This window comes from Proteus sp. fly-1008 (genome assembly GCF_040140305.1).
Taxonomy (GTDB): Bacteria; Pseudomonadota; Gammaproteobacteria; order Enterobacterales; family Enterobacteriaceae; genus Proteus; species Proteus vulgaris_B.
Genome location: NZ_JBEEWH010000002.1, coordinates 41,122 through 57,893 on the forward strand (window position 1 = coordinate 41,122; position 16,772 = coordinate 57,893).

General features: G+C 36.7%; 17 protein-coding genes. 8 read left to right on the forward strand and 9 right to left on the reverse strand.

Annotated elements, in window-relative coordinates; translation table 11 throughout:
* Positions 1 to 21: 21 nt before the first annotated feature.
* Entirely contained in the window at positions 22 to 711 is a 690-nt protein-coding gene (locus tag ABN256_RS04800) for an IclR family transcriptional regulator (RefSeq protein ID WP_196553583.1), read from the reverse strand.
* Positions 712 to 942: 231 nt separating this feature from the next.
* Here ABN256_RS04800 and ABN256_RS04805 point away from each other — a divergent pair, with 231 nt between their 5' ends.
* The 5 genes from ABN256_RS04805 to htpX all read left to right on the forward strand — a co-directional run bounded on the left by ABN256_RS04805 (position 943) and on the right by htpX (position 6,548).
* Entirely contained in the window at positions 943 to 3,279 is a 2,337-nt protein-coding gene (locus ABN256_RS04805) for a molybdopterin-containing oxidoreductase family protein (protein ID WP_349439230.1), read from the forward strand.
* Between the two features lie 2 nt (positions 3,280 to 3,281).
* Positions 3,282 to 3,833, forward strand: a complete 552-nt coding sequence (locus ABN256_RS04810; RefSeq protein WP_196553581.1) for a 4Fe-4S dicluster domain-containing protein — start codon at positions 3,282 to 3,284, stop codon at positions 3,831 to 3,833.
* A 2-nt stretch (positions 3,834 to 3,835) separates the two neighbouring features.
* Complete coding sequence (locus ABN256_RS04815; protein ID WP_196553580.1) at positions 3,836 to 4,654, forward strand: dimethyl sulfoxide reductase anchor subunit family protein; 819 nt, start codon at positions 3,836 to 3,838, stop codon at positions 4,652 to 4,654.
* Positions 4,655 to 4,944: 290 nt separating this feature from the next.
* Positions 4,945 to 5,505 carry a LemA family protein gene (locus ABN256_RS04820; RefSeq protein ID WP_072070983.1) on the forward strand — a complete coding sequence of 187 codons (561 nt, stop codon included), beginning with the start codon at positions 4,945 to 4,947 and terminating at the stop codon, positions 5,503 to 5,505.
* Between the two features lie 77 nt (positions 5,506 to 5,582).
* The gene (gene htpX / locus ABN256_RS04825; protein ID WP_196553579.1) at positions 5,583 to 6,548 is read left to right on the forward strand and encodes a zinc metalloprotease HtpX; all 966 of its coding nucleotides are present in this window, start codon (positions 5,583 to 5,585) and stop codon (positions 6,546 to 6,548) included.
* A gap of 100 nt (positions 6,549 to 6,648) precedes the next feature.
* Here the strand turns inward: htpX and ABN256_RS04830 are convergent, their stop codons facing one another.
* The 4 genes from ABN256_RS04830 to ABN256_RS04845 form a co-directional block, all read right to left on the reverse strand.
* The gene (locus tag ABN256_RS04830) at positions 6,649 to 6,831 is read right to left on the reverse strand and encodes a DUF2526 family protein (RefSeq protein WP_109407946.1); all 183 of its coding nucleotides are present in this window, start codon (positions 6,829 to 6,831) and stop codon (positions 6,649 to 6,651) included.
* 87 nt (positions 6,832 to 6,918) lie between these two features.
* A complete protein-coding gene (locus ABN256_RS04835; RefSeq protein WP_072070986.1) occupies positions 6,919 to 8,151 on the reverse strand; it encodes an MFS transporter in 1,233 nt (410 codons plus the stop codon).
* Between the two features lie 186 nt (positions 8,152 to 8,337).
* On the reverse strand, positions 8,338 to 9,108 hold the full coding sequence (locus ABN256_RS04840; protein ID WP_072070987.1) for an ABC transporter permease: 771 nt from the start codon (positions 9,106 to 9,108) through the stop codon (positions 8,338 to 8,340).
* Positions 9,105 to 10,040, reverse strand: coding sequence for an ABC transporter ATP-binding protein (locus ABN256_RS04845; protein WP_196553578.1), 936 nt, complete (start codon positions 10,038 to 10,040; stop codon positions 9,105 to 9,107). Before ABN256_RS04845 ends, ABN256_RS04840 begins: the two co-directional genes overlap by 4 nt.
* Positions 10,041 to 10,889: 849 nt before the next feature.
* Between ABN256_RS04845 and can the strand changes: the two genes are divergently transcribed.
* Positions 10,890 to 11,543, forward strand: a complete 654-nt coding sequence (gene can, locus ABN256_RS04850; RefSeq protein ID WP_072070989.1) for a carbonate dehydratase — start codon at positions 10,890 to 10,892, stop codon at positions 11,541 to 11,543.
* 68 nt (positions 11,544 to 11,611) lie between these two features.
* Here the strand turns inward: can and hpt are convergent, their stop codons facing one another.
* Entirely contained in the window at positions 11,612 to 12,154 is a 543-nt protein-coding gene (gene hpt / locus ABN256_RS04855) for a hypoxanthine phosphoribosyltransferase (protein ID WP_072070990.1), read from the reverse strand.
* 159 nt (positions 12,155 to 12,313) lie between these two features.
* Entirely contained in the window at positions 12,314 to 13,894 is a 1,581-nt protein-coding gene (cueO, locus tag ABN256_RS04860; RefSeq protein WP_349439233.1) for a multicopper oxidase CueO, read from the reverse strand.
* A gap of 213 nt (positions 13,895 to 14,107) precedes the next feature.
* Here cueO and ABN256_RS04865 point away from each other — a divergent pair, with 213 nt between their 5' ends.
* The gene (locus tag ABN256_RS04865) at positions 14,108 to 14,458 is read left to right on the forward strand and encodes a YacC family pilotin-like protein (protein ID WP_072070992.1); all 351 of its coding nucleotides are present in this window, start codon (positions 14,108 to 14,110) and stop codon (positions 14,456 to 14,458) included.
* A 127-nt stretch (positions 14,459 to 14,585) separates the two neighbouring features.
* On the opposite strand, the gene ABN256_RS04870 is transcribed toward ABN256_RS04865, so the two are convergent.
* Positions 14,586 to 15,638, reverse strand: coding sequence for an AbrB family transcriptional regulator (locus ABN256_RS04870; protein WP_197269521.1), 1,053 nt, complete (start codon positions 15,636 to 15,638; stop codon positions 14,586 to 14,588).
* 113 nt (positions 15,639 to 15,751) lie between these two features.
* Between ABN256_RS04870 and ABN256_RS04875 the strand changes: the two genes are divergently transcribed.
* Complete coding sequence (locus ABN256_RS04875; protein ID WP_196553575.1) at positions 15,752 to 16,162, forward strand: GNAT family N-acetyltransferase; 411 nt, start codon at positions 15,752 to 15,754, stop codon at positions 16,160 to 16,162.
* On the opposite strand, the gene ABN256_RS04880 is transcribed toward ABN256_RS04875, so the two are convergent.
* A partial coding sequence (locus ABN256_RS04880) for a hypothetical protein (RefSeq protein WP_349439234.1) occupies positions 16,157 to 16,772 on the reverse strand: 616 nt, incomplete at its 5' end. The genes ABN256_RS04875 and ABN256_RS04880 overlap by 6 nt on opposite strands.

The window sequence follows — 16,772 nt, forward strand, 5'->3', positions numbered from 1 at the left end:
TAAATTCAATACTCCACTCAATTAACGTGAAAAGCGCGTCATCTTAGCTTTAAGTGTATTACCCAATTCAGTTTGTCTTTCAGACTCAATAAAGCCCATCGTTAATACTGCTGCCACCATTTCTCCTTTTTTATTAAAAACAGGGCATGAAATGGATTGTGCACCAGGAATACCTTCAGCCGGTTCATGACGAATAGCAAAACCTTGTTGGCGAATAGTATTTTTCTGTTTTTCTGATAAACCCGCATCTATCTCTAAATTACTAAAAACAGCAAAAATAGAGCCCGCAGCACTAATTTTATAAGGCACAGGTGTATCGGGTAAAAAATCAATATCAACATGTTTAAAACTGCGATTATATCGCGTTAAAAAAAGCTGATTGCCTTGCGCAATAACTAATCCTGTAGACATATTATGTTCATCTCTAAACTCACATAATAGCTGATTAATTTCATCCACCATGGATTGTGGCTTAGGTGTTGCCTGCGCTAAAAGAAGAATTTTACTCCCCAAGCAATACTGACTTCCGCCGCTTTCTTGGTACAACATTTCAGAGCGACAAAGTGACACTAAATATTTATGTAAGCGACTTTTTGAAAGCGAACAGGCTTTTGCAATATCTGACGATCGGGCAATACCGCCATTCGATGCAATAAATTCGAGAATGGTAATAGCAATATCAACCGAGTTAACTCCTTGAGAATTCTGCATTTATTTCTTTCACACCTATTCGTTGTTTATTTTATTTTATGACGATATCCCATTATTCTTTTTTTGTCATCTTTACTAGTTTATTTCACTAAAACCTTATTTTAAATGTGGCTTTTTAGCTATTTTCTGTCGATTATTTTCTTTGTCTATTTTTAGATGATCTACCTCAATGTTAACTATATATGAATTGAGTTTATATATAGTTAACTTTTCTTGTGCGTGAGAATGTCTATGTCTAAAAATCAAAAGTGGGAATTAAATAGAAGAACGCTGTTAAAAGGAATGGGTGCCATTGGCGTGGCAGCTCTTTCTCCTAACGCGTTCAGTCTAGTTAATGAAAATAAACCCATATTTAACCAGAAACCACGGATAAAATTATCCGAATATAAAACCTTTCGTTCAACCTGTGCGATGGAATGTTTGCACTGTAACCTAACAGCTTTTACACATAAGGGGCAACTTATCAAAGTTGAAGCCACTGAAGGCTTTAATGTGAAATGCTGTTTACGAGGTATGAGTCGAACCAAATGGGTATACCATAAAGATCGTTTAACCACACCTTTATTGCGTGTGGGTGAAAAAGGAAAAGCGGAGTTCAAACCCATTAGTTGGGATGAAGCGCTAGATCTCATTGAAAAGAATATTAGAGAGACCATTGATAAGTTTGGTAATGAGGGACTGTTTATCTCTACTCATGCCGGCAATATGGACTCAATTAAAAATGATATGGGTAAAGCCTTTTTCGATTACTTAGGCGGTTCAACAAAACAAGCAGGCTCTCTTTGTTGCTCTGCGGTAACCGCGGCGATGATCCCAATGGTGGGTCTACGCTACGCCGACACTCGAGATACAGTAAAGGATAGTCGCTATATTCTTTGTTGGGGAAATAACCCCGCAGTCACGATGCAGGCCTATTTCAAAAATTACAACCAAGCTCGTCGAAATGGCGCCAGAATGGTGGTTATTGATCCTCGCTTTAATGAAACAGCCGCTAAAGCAGATGAGTGGATCCCTATCGTTCCTGGTACTGATACGGCACTTGCGTTAGGTATGATCAAAATTATCATTGAAGAAAATCTCACTGATAAACCTTTTTTACGTGCACACACAGGTGCCGTCTACCTTGTTGACTCACAGCAAAAACTATTACGTCAATCTGATGATGATCAAGATAGTTATCTAGTTTTTGATACTTTAAGTCAGCAACTTGTTCACCATGAGACACCGAATATTATTCCTGCGTTAACTCATAATGAACTACCTACTAATGCTGATTATGTGACTGTCTTTGAGCAAATTTACCAACAAGCACAACCTTGGACTGTCGAAAAAACCAGTCAAGAAACGGATATCCCGAAAGAAACTATTATTCGTTTAGCTCGTGATTATGCCACCACCAAACCCGCTATGATTGTGCAAAATATGTCCGGCGCTCAACGTACCGAATTTGGTGCTTATGTTGCAGCTAGCCAATTTTATCTTGCATTATTAACCGGCAATATCGGTAAAAAAGGTGCTGGAATTTGTGATGCCGGTGGTGCTCGCCAAATGGCAAAATTTAGTCCAATTATTCCACCAGCACCTAACGCAAAACCAATAAAACCCATTCCTGTTGCGAAAGTGGGTGATTGGATTGTCAATGAAAGACCACACCCAATTAATTTTTGGTGGATCATGACCATGGGGGTGATGACACAACTTCCTAACACTAATATGGTACGTAATGCACTGAAAAAAGTACCTTTTGTGGTTGTTGCTGATAACTTGATGTCATCCACTGCACTTTATGCCGATCTTGTACTCCCTGTTACAACTATTTTTGAAGATACCAGCTTAATGGCAGGTGTTCGTAGTCAATATGTACAATTAATGGAAAAAGCAGTTGAGCCACCAGGAGATGCAAAACCTGATTATTGGATCTTTGCTCGTCTTGCCGAACGTTTTGGCTTTGGTGACGTTTTCAACCAACCTATTGAACACTATATTGATGCTTGCCTTAAAGGCTCCGGCATTACACGTGAAATGTTAGAAAAAGGCCCAGTGCGCCCAGTTGAAGGCGACTGGATCCCTTTTAAAGATGGCATTTTCCGTACTTCAACGAAAAAAGCACACTTCTTTATTGAAGAGTGGCAGGATAAAAACTTCTCTCCGATTGTCACCTATTATCCCGTAAAAGAATCGACAAAAGGCTCACCTGAACTTGCTAAAAAATACCCACTAATGGCGGTGCAACGCAAGCTCGCTCGTAGTGTTCACTCTAGCCATGGTATGAATGAGTGGATCTTAGAAGTACAGCGTAATCAACCTAATATTCTTATCCATCCTAATGATGCTTTAGCCAGAGGAATTAAAGATGGTGAATGGGCTATTGCATTTAATGATCGAGGAGAGCACCGTGCGATTGCCGTTGTGACCACGCATATTAAGCAAGGCGTTATTTCATTAGATAATGGATGGTGGGAACAACAAGGCGGAAGTAGTAGCCATGTTACCAATGACCACGTTGAACCTTTAGGTAACGGCCATTGCTGTAATAGCACCTTAGTTAACGTAAGACGGGAGGCTTGATCATGGCGAAGAAACAGTATGGTTTTCTAATAAATACCAAAGATTGCTATGGTTGCCGAACTTGCTCGATGGCCTGTAAATCTGAAAATGTCACGCCTCCAGGTGTGTTGTGGCGTCGAGTTCGCGAATTCAATGAAGATCAACCCAATGCACAAGCTTTTATTACCATGTCTTGTAACCATTGTGACGATCCACAGTGCCTAAAAGTTTGCCCTGCTGACACTTATACCAAACGTGAAGACGGTATTGTCGTGCAAGATCATGAAAAATGTATCGGTTGCCAAATGTGCATCATGGCGTGCCCTTATAACGCTCCGGTTTATGATCCAGTAGAAGGAAAAACCAGTAAATGCAATATGTGTGCGGATAGACTTGATGAAGGCTTAAAACCCCGTTGTGTTGAATCTTGTCCTACTGGGGCTATTGAGTTTGGTGAAATTGAAGATCTGCGTAAAAAACACACGACAAATTGGGCTTTATTAGAAAAACGCTATGGTGTACCTGATCACACCATCAGTAATCCTAATATTGTCATTATTGGTATGGAGGATTAATCATGCATGATTATCAACTGCCGTTAGTCCTGTTTACGGTTATGAGTCAATGGGGTATTGGTGCGGTATTAGCACTTTCACTGTATCAATGGCAAAACCAAACTCAAAACGTTGCAATGCTAAACACCAAAGCATTACGAACAACCATTGCACTCATTTGGCTGATTGAAGTTGTGGGTTCATCAATGTCGATGGGACACTTAGGTGATCCGCTCGGTGCTTATCGTTCAGTATTAGGTATTGCACATTCTTGGTTAAGTCGCGAAGCAATTGCCTTTGTGATGCTAAATGGCTTAATTTCATTATGGGCGCTAGCCAGTTGGGTACAACCTCATGCTATTCGCCGTAATAGTCTATTTGGGTTGTTTTGTGGCGTTATTGGTTTACCTGTTATTTTGATCACAGCACAAATCTACTACCAAATGCAGGCTCATCCTCTTTGGCATACACCAGCAACACAAATTAGCTTTATTGGCACAGCGTTATTGCTTGGTTTTGGCTCAATGATCCCTTGGTTGCGTTTACAAGGTAAAACCATTAGTAACTCATTAAAAATAGGAACCTTAGTTGGTGCATTCCTAGTTCTCATAGGCTTGGTTATGAGAACACAAGTACCCGGTGCAGATGTTGCAAGCTTATTATTATGGTGGCAAGTCATTGCTAGTCTAATTATTGGTATCTGCATTATTACTTTGTCTCACAGCACGTCATTTAACAAAGCTTCGCTCTCTATCATCACTATTTTGATGTTATTTAGTGGTGAAATCACGGGAAGAATGCTGTTTTATGGCAACGTAATGGCACAAGCACCTTGGTTCTAAATGTTTTACCTCTGAGTTAAATAGTTTCGTTAACACGATTATTTAACTCAGATTCATCCCCTATGTTTCACTTGATATTTTTATTTGCCCTAGCATTACCTTTAATTTTTACCTCGAATTTATTCGGGGTATTTTTTTATCTCAATCAATATCATTAATTTTACTTTATTCATGTTCTTTTTGTTTTTGATGAAATAATCATCTAGCTATCTTTATCAATAATAGGCAAAATTAACATTAAAGATTTAACACAATTTCCTGTTTACGATTAGAAAAGAGAGCACTTCACCATGACTGGATTAATTATTACTATCGCGTTATTGGGTCTTATTTTTTATTATTACAACCGTATTATTTCTATGCGTGAAGCTGTTATCTCAAGTGAAACCGAAATTTCAGTACAATTAGATCGTCGTGGTAAAGTCTTTGATAGCTTATTAGCTACAGTAAAAAAATATCTCAGCCATGAATCTGACGTATTTACTAAAATCACTGAATTAAGAACACAAACTCAAAGTGCCAATGGCAAAGAAGCCAAAGCAGCTGAAGACGAATTATCAAAAATTGTTTCAAGTGGTGCCATTAATGTTGCGGTTGAAAATTACCCTGAATTAAAATCCGATACCATTATGGCAAATTTACAAGAAGAGATTGTTTCAACGGAAAATAAACTCTCTTTTGCAAAACGCGGCTATAACCGTACTTTAGAACAATATCGCGCTTTTATTGCTTCTATTCCTGCTGTGTTTATTGTCAAGATTTTCCCAAGCTTAGTTATTGATAAAGAGTACTGGCGTCTTGATGAAGGAACTATTAAAACAGAAGAAGCTCGCCGCATTAATTTCGATTAATTTTTAAAGTGATAAAAAGATACTTATGCCTTCTTGATTGATAAAACAGCACTTAGCGGTGCTGTTTGGAGTCACCAATGGATTTCAGAAATGTTCTACGAAAAAATGCTATTCGAACTCGTTTTGTTATAGCAACTTATTTACTATTAATGCTAATGATCGGTTTGCTGGTGGATACAGCTATTGGAGCAAATCCTTATCTAGATCTCACTGATAATATGTTGGCATTTCTGACTTTCCAATCTATTCCCATTGCTTCACTCATTATTTTAGCTATCTCGATTTTATTGCTTCTTTTTATTCATTTTAAAGGGCACAAAATCATGCTGACAGGAATGAATGCTAAATTAATTAGCCCAGATGAAACAGTAAATGCACAAGAGCGCCAATTGCTCAATATTGTGGAAGAACTTAGTTTAAGTGCCACGCTAGGCTATATTCCTAAGCTCTATATTCTTGATACACCTGAAGCAAATGCTTTTGCAGCTGGTTGGTCTGAAAAAAATGCCTTTATTGGTGTAACCACTGGCTTATTAAGTCGCCTTAATCGCCAAGAAGTGCAAGCAGTATTAGCCCATGAAACAGGGCATATTATTCATGGCGACTCACGACTAACATTATATGTTGGCATCTTAGCCAACGTTATTTTGACGGTTACGAATATCTTTGGTAGCCGTTTATATATTGCATCAGGCAACCGGGGTGGAAAAAGTAATGATGCAGCAAGCAAGGCTCGCCTTATTTTGATTGTATTAAACCTTGTTTTACCGATTATTACCCAAGTCCTTTATTTTTATTTATCTCGTACTCGTGAATATATGGCTGATGCCGCCGCTGTCGATTTAACGCAAGATAATCAAGCAATGATTAATGCGCTAAAGAAAATTTCGGCACAACATGACACTGAAAGTTTTGAAGATGGTTCAACGGGACGTGCTTATCGCAAAGCAGCCTTTATTTTTAATAAAGGAGACTCATTTTTCTCAACACATCCGTCCATTGAAAATAGAATTGCGGTACTTGAAGGTAAAAAGACTTTTTGATCCGTATGATACGGTGTAATAAAAAGAAAAAAGCGTTTACACCTATTTATTAAAACGGTTAAAACGCTTTTTAAATACTTATTTCTTAGTCATAATTCGATTAGCGATGTTTTTCGCCGTGATGAAAAATAGCTGTGCGTAAACGCTCTTGTTGCTCATAACGTAGTGGGAATTCAATCGTTTTATCTTTACCTAATTCCACTAAAAGTTCATTCATGGTTTCAATACTGGTTGTCGCAATAGCATCATCAACCTGTTTAACCACTTCATCATAATGAGACATCTTTTATCCCCTTTCTTCATAAAATTCTTAATCGCTATCATATTACAAGTAAGGAGATTTCTGTATTTTTAGTCACATAAAGTGTGATTAAATTGAGTTAAGCGGTTTATTCTTTGTCTCTTTACCCAATAACATCACTGCCAATATCCCAATAACAATTGAAAAACTGAAAATAAGAAATATGGAGCTTATTTCAAATTGATATTGGACTAAATATCCCACCATTAAAGGCCCTAATATTCCACCAATACGCCCTATTGCTGTTGCTGTTCCTGCACCTGTTGCTCGTATTCCATCAGGATATTGCTCTGGCGTATAAGCATATAAAGCCCCCCAAGCCCCTAAATTAAAGAATGACAGTAACATGCCAAAAATAAGTAGCGTTGTCGTGGTATCAGCCACACTAAAATAATAGGCACTAATAGCAGTTCCTGCTAAATAAGTGACTAACACAAATTTTCGCCCATAACGTTCAATTAACCACGCAGCGGTAAAATAACCGGGTAATTGTGCTAATGTCATAATAAGCACATATTGAAAGCTTTTTATTAAACTAAAGCCTTTTAACATAGCCACACTTGGTAGCCATAAAAAAATACCATAATAAGAGAAAACGACACAGAACCATAAGATCCACAACATTAGCGTTGAACGTCGATACTGAGGTGACCAAATTAATGCCATTGATTGACGGATCGATAAGCGTGTTTTTTTCTGTGAGATATGAGATGGGGTTGGTTCAGGTAATTTTGATCGTAAATAAAGAGCATATACAGCCGGTAATGCACTTAATAACATCGCCATACGCCAGCCATAATCAGGAATAATAAAATAAGCAATCAAAGCCGCAATTAACCAACCGACAGCCCAAAAACTCTCTAATAAAACAACAATTCGACCTCGCTCATGAGTTTCAACACTTTCACTGACAAGTGTTGAAGCAACAGGTAATTCCCCACCCAATCCCATTCCAATAAAGAAACGTAAAACAAGCACCACCATCAAAGAGCTTGCTAATGCAGTTAATCCACAACCTAAGCTAAACAGCAACAAAGTAAAGATAAAAACGGGTTTACGTCCTTTTCTATCTGCAATAATGCCAAATACAAAAGCACCGACAGCCATTCCAATTGAGTTTACGCTACCAATCCAGCCTAATTGTGATGCAGTTAATCCCCAATCTTCTTTTAATGCAGTGAGCAAAAAAGCAAGTAGCCCTACATCCATTGCATCAAAAGTCCAGCCCATACCAGCGATACATAAAAGCTTATTACGAGAGATTGCCTCAGGTGCTTTGCCTGTTTGGCTTGCCGTTGTCATTACATTTCCTTTCTATCCCCTACCAAAGTGTTTAGTATACTAAACAAGAAAAATCATTTTGTTAATAGCAAAGCGTCAATTTAAAGAAAAATTAACATTTATGCTGAAAAAACAGTTAAAAAAAATCGGTATCTCTAATTAAGATACCGATTTCAAACATTATAACTATTATTTTCGTTTTATTGATTAGCTTCTTAAACCTCTGCCTTTTTCAATCAAGTACCATGCTATAACATAAAACACGGCAATGAAAAGACACAACACACTGATGGTAACCGTTAAAGAAACATCGGTAATACCCAAAAAGCCATAACGAAAACCACTAATCATATACACAATAGGGTTTAATTTTGACACACCTTGCCAAAATTCAGGTAAGAGTGAAAGTGAATAAAATACACCACCTAAATAGGTTAATGGCGTTAAAACAAACGTTGGAATAATGCTGATATCATCAAAGGTTTTCGCAAAGATTGCATTTAACAACCCGGCAAGTGAAAACACAATGGAAGTCATCAACAATGTCACCACGACCATTGTCCAAGAATGCATTTCTAAAGGTACAAAAAATAGCGAAACTAGAGTCACTAAGATACCGACACAAACACCACGAGCCACACCACCACCCACAAAGCCCGCAATAACAACATGCGTTGGCACTGGTGAAACTAATAACTCTTCGATACTACGCTGAAACTTGGCACCAAAAAATGAAGAGGAAACATTGGCATAAGAGTTTGTTATTACTGCCATCATAATCAGGCCAGGAACAATAAACTGCATATAATCAACACCACCCATATCGCCAATTCGTTTACCAATTAGGTTACCGAAAATAACGAAATAGAGAGACATAGTTATTACAGGTGGAATTAACGTTTGTATCCAAATACGGCCAAAACGGGTAACTTCTTTAATCCAAATTGTTTTGAGGGCTACCCAATACAGCTGAATCATTCCCTCTCTCCTTCTACTGTATGCTCTTCATTAACTAAATGAACAAATAATTCTTCAAGGCGATTGGCTTTATTTCTCATACTTAACACTTGAATACCTTGTGTATTAAGTTGAGCAAAAACACTATTTAAACCTTGTTCTCTTTTAACATCGACTTCTAATGTTGAAGTATCCATTAAACGATATTGATAATTTTGTAATTCAGGCAATGGACTTTTTGGTGCTAAATCTAAAATAAAGGTTTCAGACTCTAGTTTACTTAATAAGCCTTTCATACTGGTGTTTTCGACCAGTTCACCACGTTGAATAATACCAATATTCCTACACAACATTTCTGCTTCTTCTAAATAGTGTGTCGTTAAAATAATGGTGGTTCCTTCAGCGTTTAATTGTTTTAAAAACATCCACATTGAGCGACGTAATTCAATATCAACACCTGCTGTTGGTTCATCAAGGATCAGTAATTTTGGCTGATGCATTAATGCACGAGCAATCATTAAACGGCGCTTCATTCCCCCAGATAAAAAACGGGCTCTATCATCACGTTTTTCCCATAAATCTAACTGAGTTAAATAGGTTTCAGCACGTTCTAATGCTAACTTACGAGGAACACCATAATAACCGGCTTGATTGAGGACGATTTGTAATACGGTTTCAAATGGGTTGAAATTGAACTCTTGTGGCACTAACCCTAGCTGGCGCTTTGCATTAACCATATCGGTATCTGTGTCATAGCCAAAGACTTTAACTTTGCCACTACTCTTATTAACTAAAGAGCTGATAATACCAATGGTGGTCGATTTTCCTGCGCCATTAGGACCTAATAAAGCATAAAAATCTCCCGCTTCCACGGTGAGATTAATTCCTTTTAGCGCTTTTACGCCATTGTGATAAGTTTTCGTTAACTCCGTTAACTCCAATGCATACGTCATAAGTGGGAATTACCTTTTATCAACTGCATTATTCAGCATTGACTGAGCTGAAATCAGAAAATAGCTATTCAACTAAGCCTTACTAACGCTACGTATTGCTCACACGCTTCGAATTAGAAAATAAGCTTAGTTCAATATGATCAAAATGGAATAAGGATATTCTAGAGAAAATAAGGCCGTAAATAAACCGTTTTAGGGTTTATGACACAAACGAATAAATAAATTTATTTTAACTATTACAGATAATAAGAATAAAACTTAATGTAAGAAAAAATCAGAGATGAAGATGCTATATACTGTTACTTCTTGCTTATATTCCTAATGTATTAATCAATTCATCCCTTGATGTAATCATTTAGCCTCGCTGATAGCAATAAAATTATTGCCCTTGTTCCTCAATCTTACTGATTGATATTATCTCGCCATTTATTATCTCAATCAATGCTGACTATCGATTTTTATCATCCCTGTATTTATCCATATCAAAAAGCAAAAAAACATAAACATAAGATTTATTTATAATATGTTTTAATAAACCTATTTTTGGATAGTATAATAGTAGTCTTAACAATCAGTTATCTTTTTACACATTTGATTTACATCAAAGAATGTATTGATAAATTCATTAAACAAATGCTATAAAAAGATCTATCTTATTTGAAAGCGAAAAAATACAGACAATTATCTGTCACTTGGCTTTAAAAAAGCCTTCTGATTAATTCAAAAGTAATGGTATAAAAATACCCTTTCTTAGTGGATCTCTCGCATCCAACAATAACACAGTGCTATTTCGTGTTGGCGTACTGTCAGCGCAAATGGTGAGAAACCGAATTTACAGGCAGTCACGTCATGATGAGAAAAATTGAAGAGCTGTTAGCCAATAACAAGCAATGGTCAGAATCTGTTACTGAAGAAAATCCTCAGTTTTTTAAAGATCTCTGTAAAGGCCAAAAACCCCATTTTTTATGGATTGGTTGCTCTGACAGCCGCGTTCCAGCAGAAAAATTGATCAATGCTGCACCCGGCGACCTATTTGTTCACCGTAATGTCGCAAACTTAGTGATCCACACCGACTTAAACTGTCTTTCTGTTATTCAGTATGCTGTTGATGTATTGCAAGTTGAACATATTATTGTATGTGGCCACTATGGTTGTGGTGGTATTGAAGCGGCTATTGAAGGAACTGAATTAGGACTTATTAATAACTGGTTATTGCATATCCGCGATATTTGGTACAAACACAGTTCAATGTTAGGCGAACTTGCTCCTCATGATAGATTAAACCTACTTTGTGAGCTAAACGTTATTGAACAAGTATATAACCTAGGCCACTCAACGATTATGCAAGCCGCATGGAAACGTGGGCAAAAAGTGATGATCCACGGTTGGGTTTACGGTTTAAATAATGGTGAATTACACGATCTCGATGTCACCTCAGATAGCCGTGAGAAACTTGAACTTTCTTATCGCCAAGCGATGGCAAAATTGAGTCACCCTCGTTAATAAGCACATTCAATTCAATAAAAAACCCGCCTAAAGCGGGTTTTTTTACTTCTATTTAAGTAAATAAATTACTCATCTAATAACGTTACATGCCCAATATAAGGCAGATGGCGATAACGCTGTGCGTAATCAATGCCGTAACCAATAACAAATTTATCTTCAATAGAATAACCTATCCACTCAACCGGTACATCCACTTCACGGCGTGATGGCTTATCCAATAAAGTACAGATAGAAATAGAAGCTGGCTCACGTAAGCTTAAAATCTCTTTAACACGATTTAAGGTATTACCTGAGTCAATGATATCTTCAACAATCAGAACATCTTTACCACGAATATCTTCATCGAGATCTTTAATGATTTTAACGTCACGTGTTGACGTCATACCATTACCGTAACTTGATACAGTCATAAAATCGACTTCATGGTTCACGTTAATTTCACGGCATAAATCTGCCATAAAAATAAAAGAACCTTTTAACAAGCCGATTAAGACAAGATCATGTTGATCTTGGCGTGGGCGGTAATGTTCTGTGATTTCACGACCTAGCTCAGCAATACGCTGTTTGATCTCTTCTTCAGAGATCATGACATCAACAATATGTTTCATGATTAATTTCGATTGGGTTAACGGGGAAAGCAAACGATTGTACCAGAACTTCCCTCATCATGCGATGATCTGATTTAATGAAAATAAAGGCACAAAATATTAATCCTGTGCCTTTTTTCAACTTATCTTACTGATATTAATGATTTTTATAGTGATAGATTATTTACTAACGGTAAATCCCGCCATCATACCTGTATCTTCGTGCTCTAATAAATGGCAATGCGCCATAAATGGGTGCTCTTTTGTTGCTAAATGGTCAAATTTCACAAGAATTTCGCTAAATTGTCCTTCAACTTTTACTATATCCTTCCAACCTTGGCGATGTTTCTCTGGTGCTCGACCGTTTTCAGATAAAATACGGAACTGTGTACCATGTACATGGAATGGATGTAGCATCATATCACCACGACCTGATACAACCCATTTTTCATAAACACCTTGCTTCACATCAAATGCAGGCTCTGTCATTGAGAATGGAATACCATTGATACTATTAGCATTATAGATATCTAAATCACCATTTCCATGACCGCAATTCATCCCACCGCCCATCATACCATTACCGTTACCTTGGCGCATATGGCTCATTCCATGATGAATACCCGCTAATGCTTTATCACCATAACGTTCTGTTAATAACATCATACCTTGCATATCTAAACGCATATCCATACGTAAATGTAATGTCCGCGTTGAAATATTGCTGAGTGCTGGTAATGCTGGCATAAGCGCTAATTGATCAGGTAATAAGCCTTGCCCTTTTTCTGCTGATGGTAATAAACGCAACACAGGGAGTACATTATCAAATGGCGCTAAAACCATCCCCATTTGGCGTACAGGTAAAGTAACAATATCAAAATCACGCCCATCAGACGTATCCACTAAAACTTCAAAACGCTCACCCATTAAAATCGGTAATTCCGTCACTTTGACCGGTTCCGCTAACAATCCACCATCACTGGCGATCACATACATCGGTCTGCCATCACTGGTTGCCAAATTTAAGCTACGCGCATTACAACCATTTAAGAAACGTAATCTGATCCAGCCTTTTGGCACAATATGTTGTGGCTGAATAGCGCCGTTAGTTAACATCATGTCGCCAAACCAACCAATTGCGGCACTCATTACATCAAGTTGATAATCTATCTGCCCATTACTGTCTAAACGTTTGTCTTGTAAAATCACGGGCAAGTCATCAATACCCCAACGATTAGGTAATTTACGGTTTGCTGTTTCATCATCTTCAATAATGACCAATCCACCTAATCCCATAGCAACTTGTCGTCCAGTAACACCATGAGTATGAGGATGGAACCAACACGTTGACTCGGCTTGATTAGGTGTAAAAGTCACTGTACGAGATTTTCCTGGTTCAATCATGGCTTGTGGGCCACCATCTTCTTCACCACTAATCTCAAGACCATGCCAATGAACCGTTGTAGTTTCAGGCAATTGGTTATTGATATTAATAGTGACTGGTTGGCCACGTTTAAGCTTTAGTGCAGGGCCTAATAAACTGCCGTTATAACCCCATGTGGTTGTGCTTGCCGTGGGAATAAATTGAGAAACACCTTGTTGAATATTAAGAACAATCTTTTGTTGAGCGTCTGGGGTAATTTGAGGTGGAATCGCCAATGAAGGCGTGTTACTTTGGGCAAACGCAAAACGACTCCAACTTGGTAATAATGTTACAGCACTTAATGTGGCGCCTAATTTTAAAAATTCACGACGTTGCATAATATATTCCTTTGAATAAAAACAAGTTATTCTGTCTTTATCGAAATAAGATAAGTAAAGAAGCCTTGTAAACTATTACCGATGCTAAAGTTTCCCCTTACTGGAAGGTCAATTTAAAACCCAACAAAATAGCGGGTCTTTGCAAAACTTTTAACTACATTAAGCCAAATAACAAAACTTGCTAAATCATCACACAAAGGAACAACACACCTAATGAAAAAAATGTTCGCCTTGTTCTGCACGCTAACGCTTTCTTTTTCTATGCTCTTTTCTTCGGGGGCAAAAGCGTTAACCTACACGCAAGCAGAAGACTTGGCAGATTTAACTGCAATCTACCTTTTTTTAAATAAAGATTGTGGTTATGAGCAAATATCAAAGTCTAAAATTGAAAGAGCCTTAATGGTCTTTTCTCGCTCGCAACAATGGGATGTCAGTAATTATTCAACATTACCGATGAGCCAATTAAATGAAGACAGTTACAATGATTTAAAAGGTATTGAAGTGTCACATAATAAGAAATGTCAGCTACTCGCGAATAAGTCATTAAGTCTATTAAATTATTAATACCTATTGAGTAACATTGAAATAAATAAAAAAAGATAACCTCTTGGAATAGCTTGCTTATTAACAAGAACCATATAAAGCAACTAATTAGAGGTTATCAAAGAAACTGACTTTCTTTTCCTGCTCTTTATTCCTTTTTGTGCTGATTATTTTTCTTCTGCCTATATTCATTCCAATACAGAGCCATAGAAGGAATACTTTGAATAATCAACATTCTAAAAATATGATTCGACATCACAAAAGCGGCATCCACGTTCATTGTGATAGCGGCAAAAGTCATGGCTTCCATACTTCCCGGTGCCCATGCTAATACTAATGTTTCCCAAGGAACACCCGTTAAATAAGCGGCTCCATATGCTACTATTACCGTTAAAATCACATTAATAATAACTACTTGAACAGAAGAAAAAGCATTTTTAATTAGTGAGGAAAATGGGAAAACAACAAAATGAGCCCCGATATTCATGCCAATTAAAACCATACTCAATTCATTAAGTAACATTGGAAAGGCAATAGGTTCACTGATAAAAGATTGAATAAATATTGCACTACCTAATGAAGTCAACATAAAGGGTGCAGGGAATCGGATTTTCTGTAATAAAAGCCCAGTACCTAACCCTAAAGCTACAATCAATAATAACCACAACAATGAAACCAGTGTCATTTCGGGTATAGCAAACTCAGGCATATTGGCTTTATCAGATCCCACAATAAAACCTGCCAGAATAATCAATACCATTAAACGAATAGTATGAGAAATAACAATTTTTTGGGGTGGTGTTTTAGTATGATCAGTCAATGCCAAAATAGCGGCCATAGCACCAGGCACAGCACCTAACATTGACTCTTCTTTCGTCCAACCAATATGGCGATGGAACCAAAAATAACTCACAAAAAACTGAATAGCTAAACAAACAACAAGAGTGAGTAAAAGAATAATTAAATTATCAGCACTGCCTAAATGAACTTGGTTAAACATTAAGCCAACCGATGTACCTAAAGTCAGTTGAATAAACGTTAATGTATGTTTAGGAACCGCAAGCTCCCATTTAAAGCGATAAGCAATAATGACAACAAGGATCGGCCCAAACATCAGCGCCATGGGCAAACCAGAAAGGGTAAGAACACCACCTATTAATGCACAAAATAGAATACCTGGTAGAGTTTTTAAAAACGACATGTTGTGTTACTCAGTTTTTTTAATTATTGTTTCCATCCTAGCATTTGTATAAATATTTAATAACCAAATAGTGATAAAGTAATTATTATTTTTTTTAATACATAGAGCCCATTATGTCGCTAAAAATAACCACAAATCCCTCATCAAATGAGATCAATGAAATTTATGAAGGTTTGTTAACACATAACCTCAACTATATTCATATGGATCAATACACGCCACTTGCTGTTTTTAAGGAAGAGAATGGTAAAAAAATAGGTGGGATCACTGGTGATATTTTAGGAAATTGGCTACGTATTCGTTATTTGTGGGTAGATAAAGCCTATCGTAAAAAAAACATAGGTACAGAATTACTGCAAACAATGGAAAACACGGCAAAAGAAAAAGGTGCCAAATATGCTGAAGTTGATACCTTTAGCTTTCAAGCCCTGCCTTTTTATCAAAAGCAGGGATTTGAAATATTTGGTACGTTAGAAAATTATCCGGTTAGTGATAAAAAATATTATTTAAGGAAAGACTTATAGTTTTTTGTTATTTTTATTTTCTTCACTTATTTCATTAGTATTTCCCTCCTTATCAAAAAACAATCGATAATTATCTTTTGAATATTTTACCTTCTCATCTAAATTCAAAGTAGTTTCTCCTTCAGTAGAACTTTTATCTATATCGAGAATAATTGAGTCTAATTTATTTATTATTTTATTGAATTTTTCATTTGACTTTAACTCTGAATTAAGACTGTCTATTTTCCCCATTAAAATATCCAATTCTAATTTTTCCTCATGAACATGATTTATATTAAAACCTTCATAATCCCATTGAAAATCCAAACTATCATCTTCATCTATTTCACTTTTATTATCTATTTTACTTTCTGATATTAGTTTATAATTATCAATATCTGAATTATCATCCTTATCTATCTCATTTACATTTTCTGCTTTACTTTCTAATATTGGTTTATAATCTCCAACATCAAAATAATCAACATTAATATATTTATCACCCAAGTCTTTTTTAGGTGCTTTTTTAGGTATTTCTATTATTTCTTCCGTCTCAAAATCATTAAGTATGTCTGTATATTCTGGTATATCTGTATCTACTTGTGTATCTGTATCTACTTGTGTATCTGTA

Coding starts and splice junctions, on each gene's coding strand:
- ABN256_RS04815 (WP_196553580.1), top strand. CDS start 3,836: ATGCATGATTATCAACTGCCGTTAGTCCTGTTTACGGTTATGAGTCAA.
- ABN256_RS04865 (WP_072070992.1), top strand. CDS start 14,108: ATGAAAAAAATGTTCGCCTTGTTCTGCACGCTAACGCTTTCTTTTTCT.
- htpX (WP_196553579.1), top strand. CDS start 5,583: ATGGATTTCAGAAATGTTCTACGAAAAAATGCTATTCGAACTCGTTTT.
- ABN256_RS04810 (WP_196553581.1), top strand. CDS start 3,282: ATGGCGAAGAAACAGTATGGTTTTCTAATAAATACCAAAGATTGCTAT.
- ABN256_RS04840 (WP_072070987.1), bottom strand. CDS start 9,108: ATGATTCAGCTGTATTGGGTAGCCCTCAAAACAATTTGGATTAAAGAA.
- ABN256_RS04830 (WP_109407946.1), bottom strand. CDS start 6,831: ATGTCTCATTATGATGAAGTGGTTAAACAGGTTGATGATGCTATTGCG.
- hpt (WP_072070990.1), bottom strand. CDS start 12,154: ATGAAACATATTGTTGATGTCATGATCTCTGAAGAAGAGATCAAACAG.
- ABN256_RS04820 (WP_072070983.1), top strand. CDS start 4,945: ATGACTGGATTAATTATTACTATCGCGTTATTGGGTCTTATTTTTTAT.
- ABN256_RS04805 (WP_349439230.1), top strand. CDS start 943: ATGTCTAAAAATCAAAAGTGGGAATTAAATAGAAGAACGCTGTTAAAA.
- ABN256_RS04835 (WP_072070986.1), bottom strand. CDS start 8,151: ATGACAACGGCAAGCCAAACAGGCAAAGCACCTGAGGCAATCTCTCGT.
- ABN256_RS04875 (WP_196553575.1), top strand. CDS start 15,752: ATGTCGCTAAAAATAACCACAAATCCCTCATCAAATGAGATCAATGAA.
- cueO (WP_349439233.1), bottom strand. CDS start 13,894: ATGCAACGTCGTGAATTTTTAAAATTAGGCGCCACATTAAGTGCTGTA.
- ABN256_RS04845 (WP_196553578.1), bottom strand. CDS start 10,040: ATGACGTATGCATTGGAGTTAACGGAGTTAACGAAAACTTATCACAAT.
- ABN256_RS04800 (WP_196553583.1), bottom strand. CDS start 711: ATGCAGAATTCTCAAGGAGTTAACTCGGTTGATATTGCTATTACCATT.
- can (WP_072070989.1), top strand. CDS start 10,890: ATGATGAGAAAAATTGAAGAGCTGTTAGCCAATAACAAGCAATGGTCA.
- ABN256_RS04870 (WP_197269521.1), bottom strand. CDS start 15,638: ATGTCGTTTTTAAAAACTCTACCAGGTATTCTATTTTGTGCATTAATA.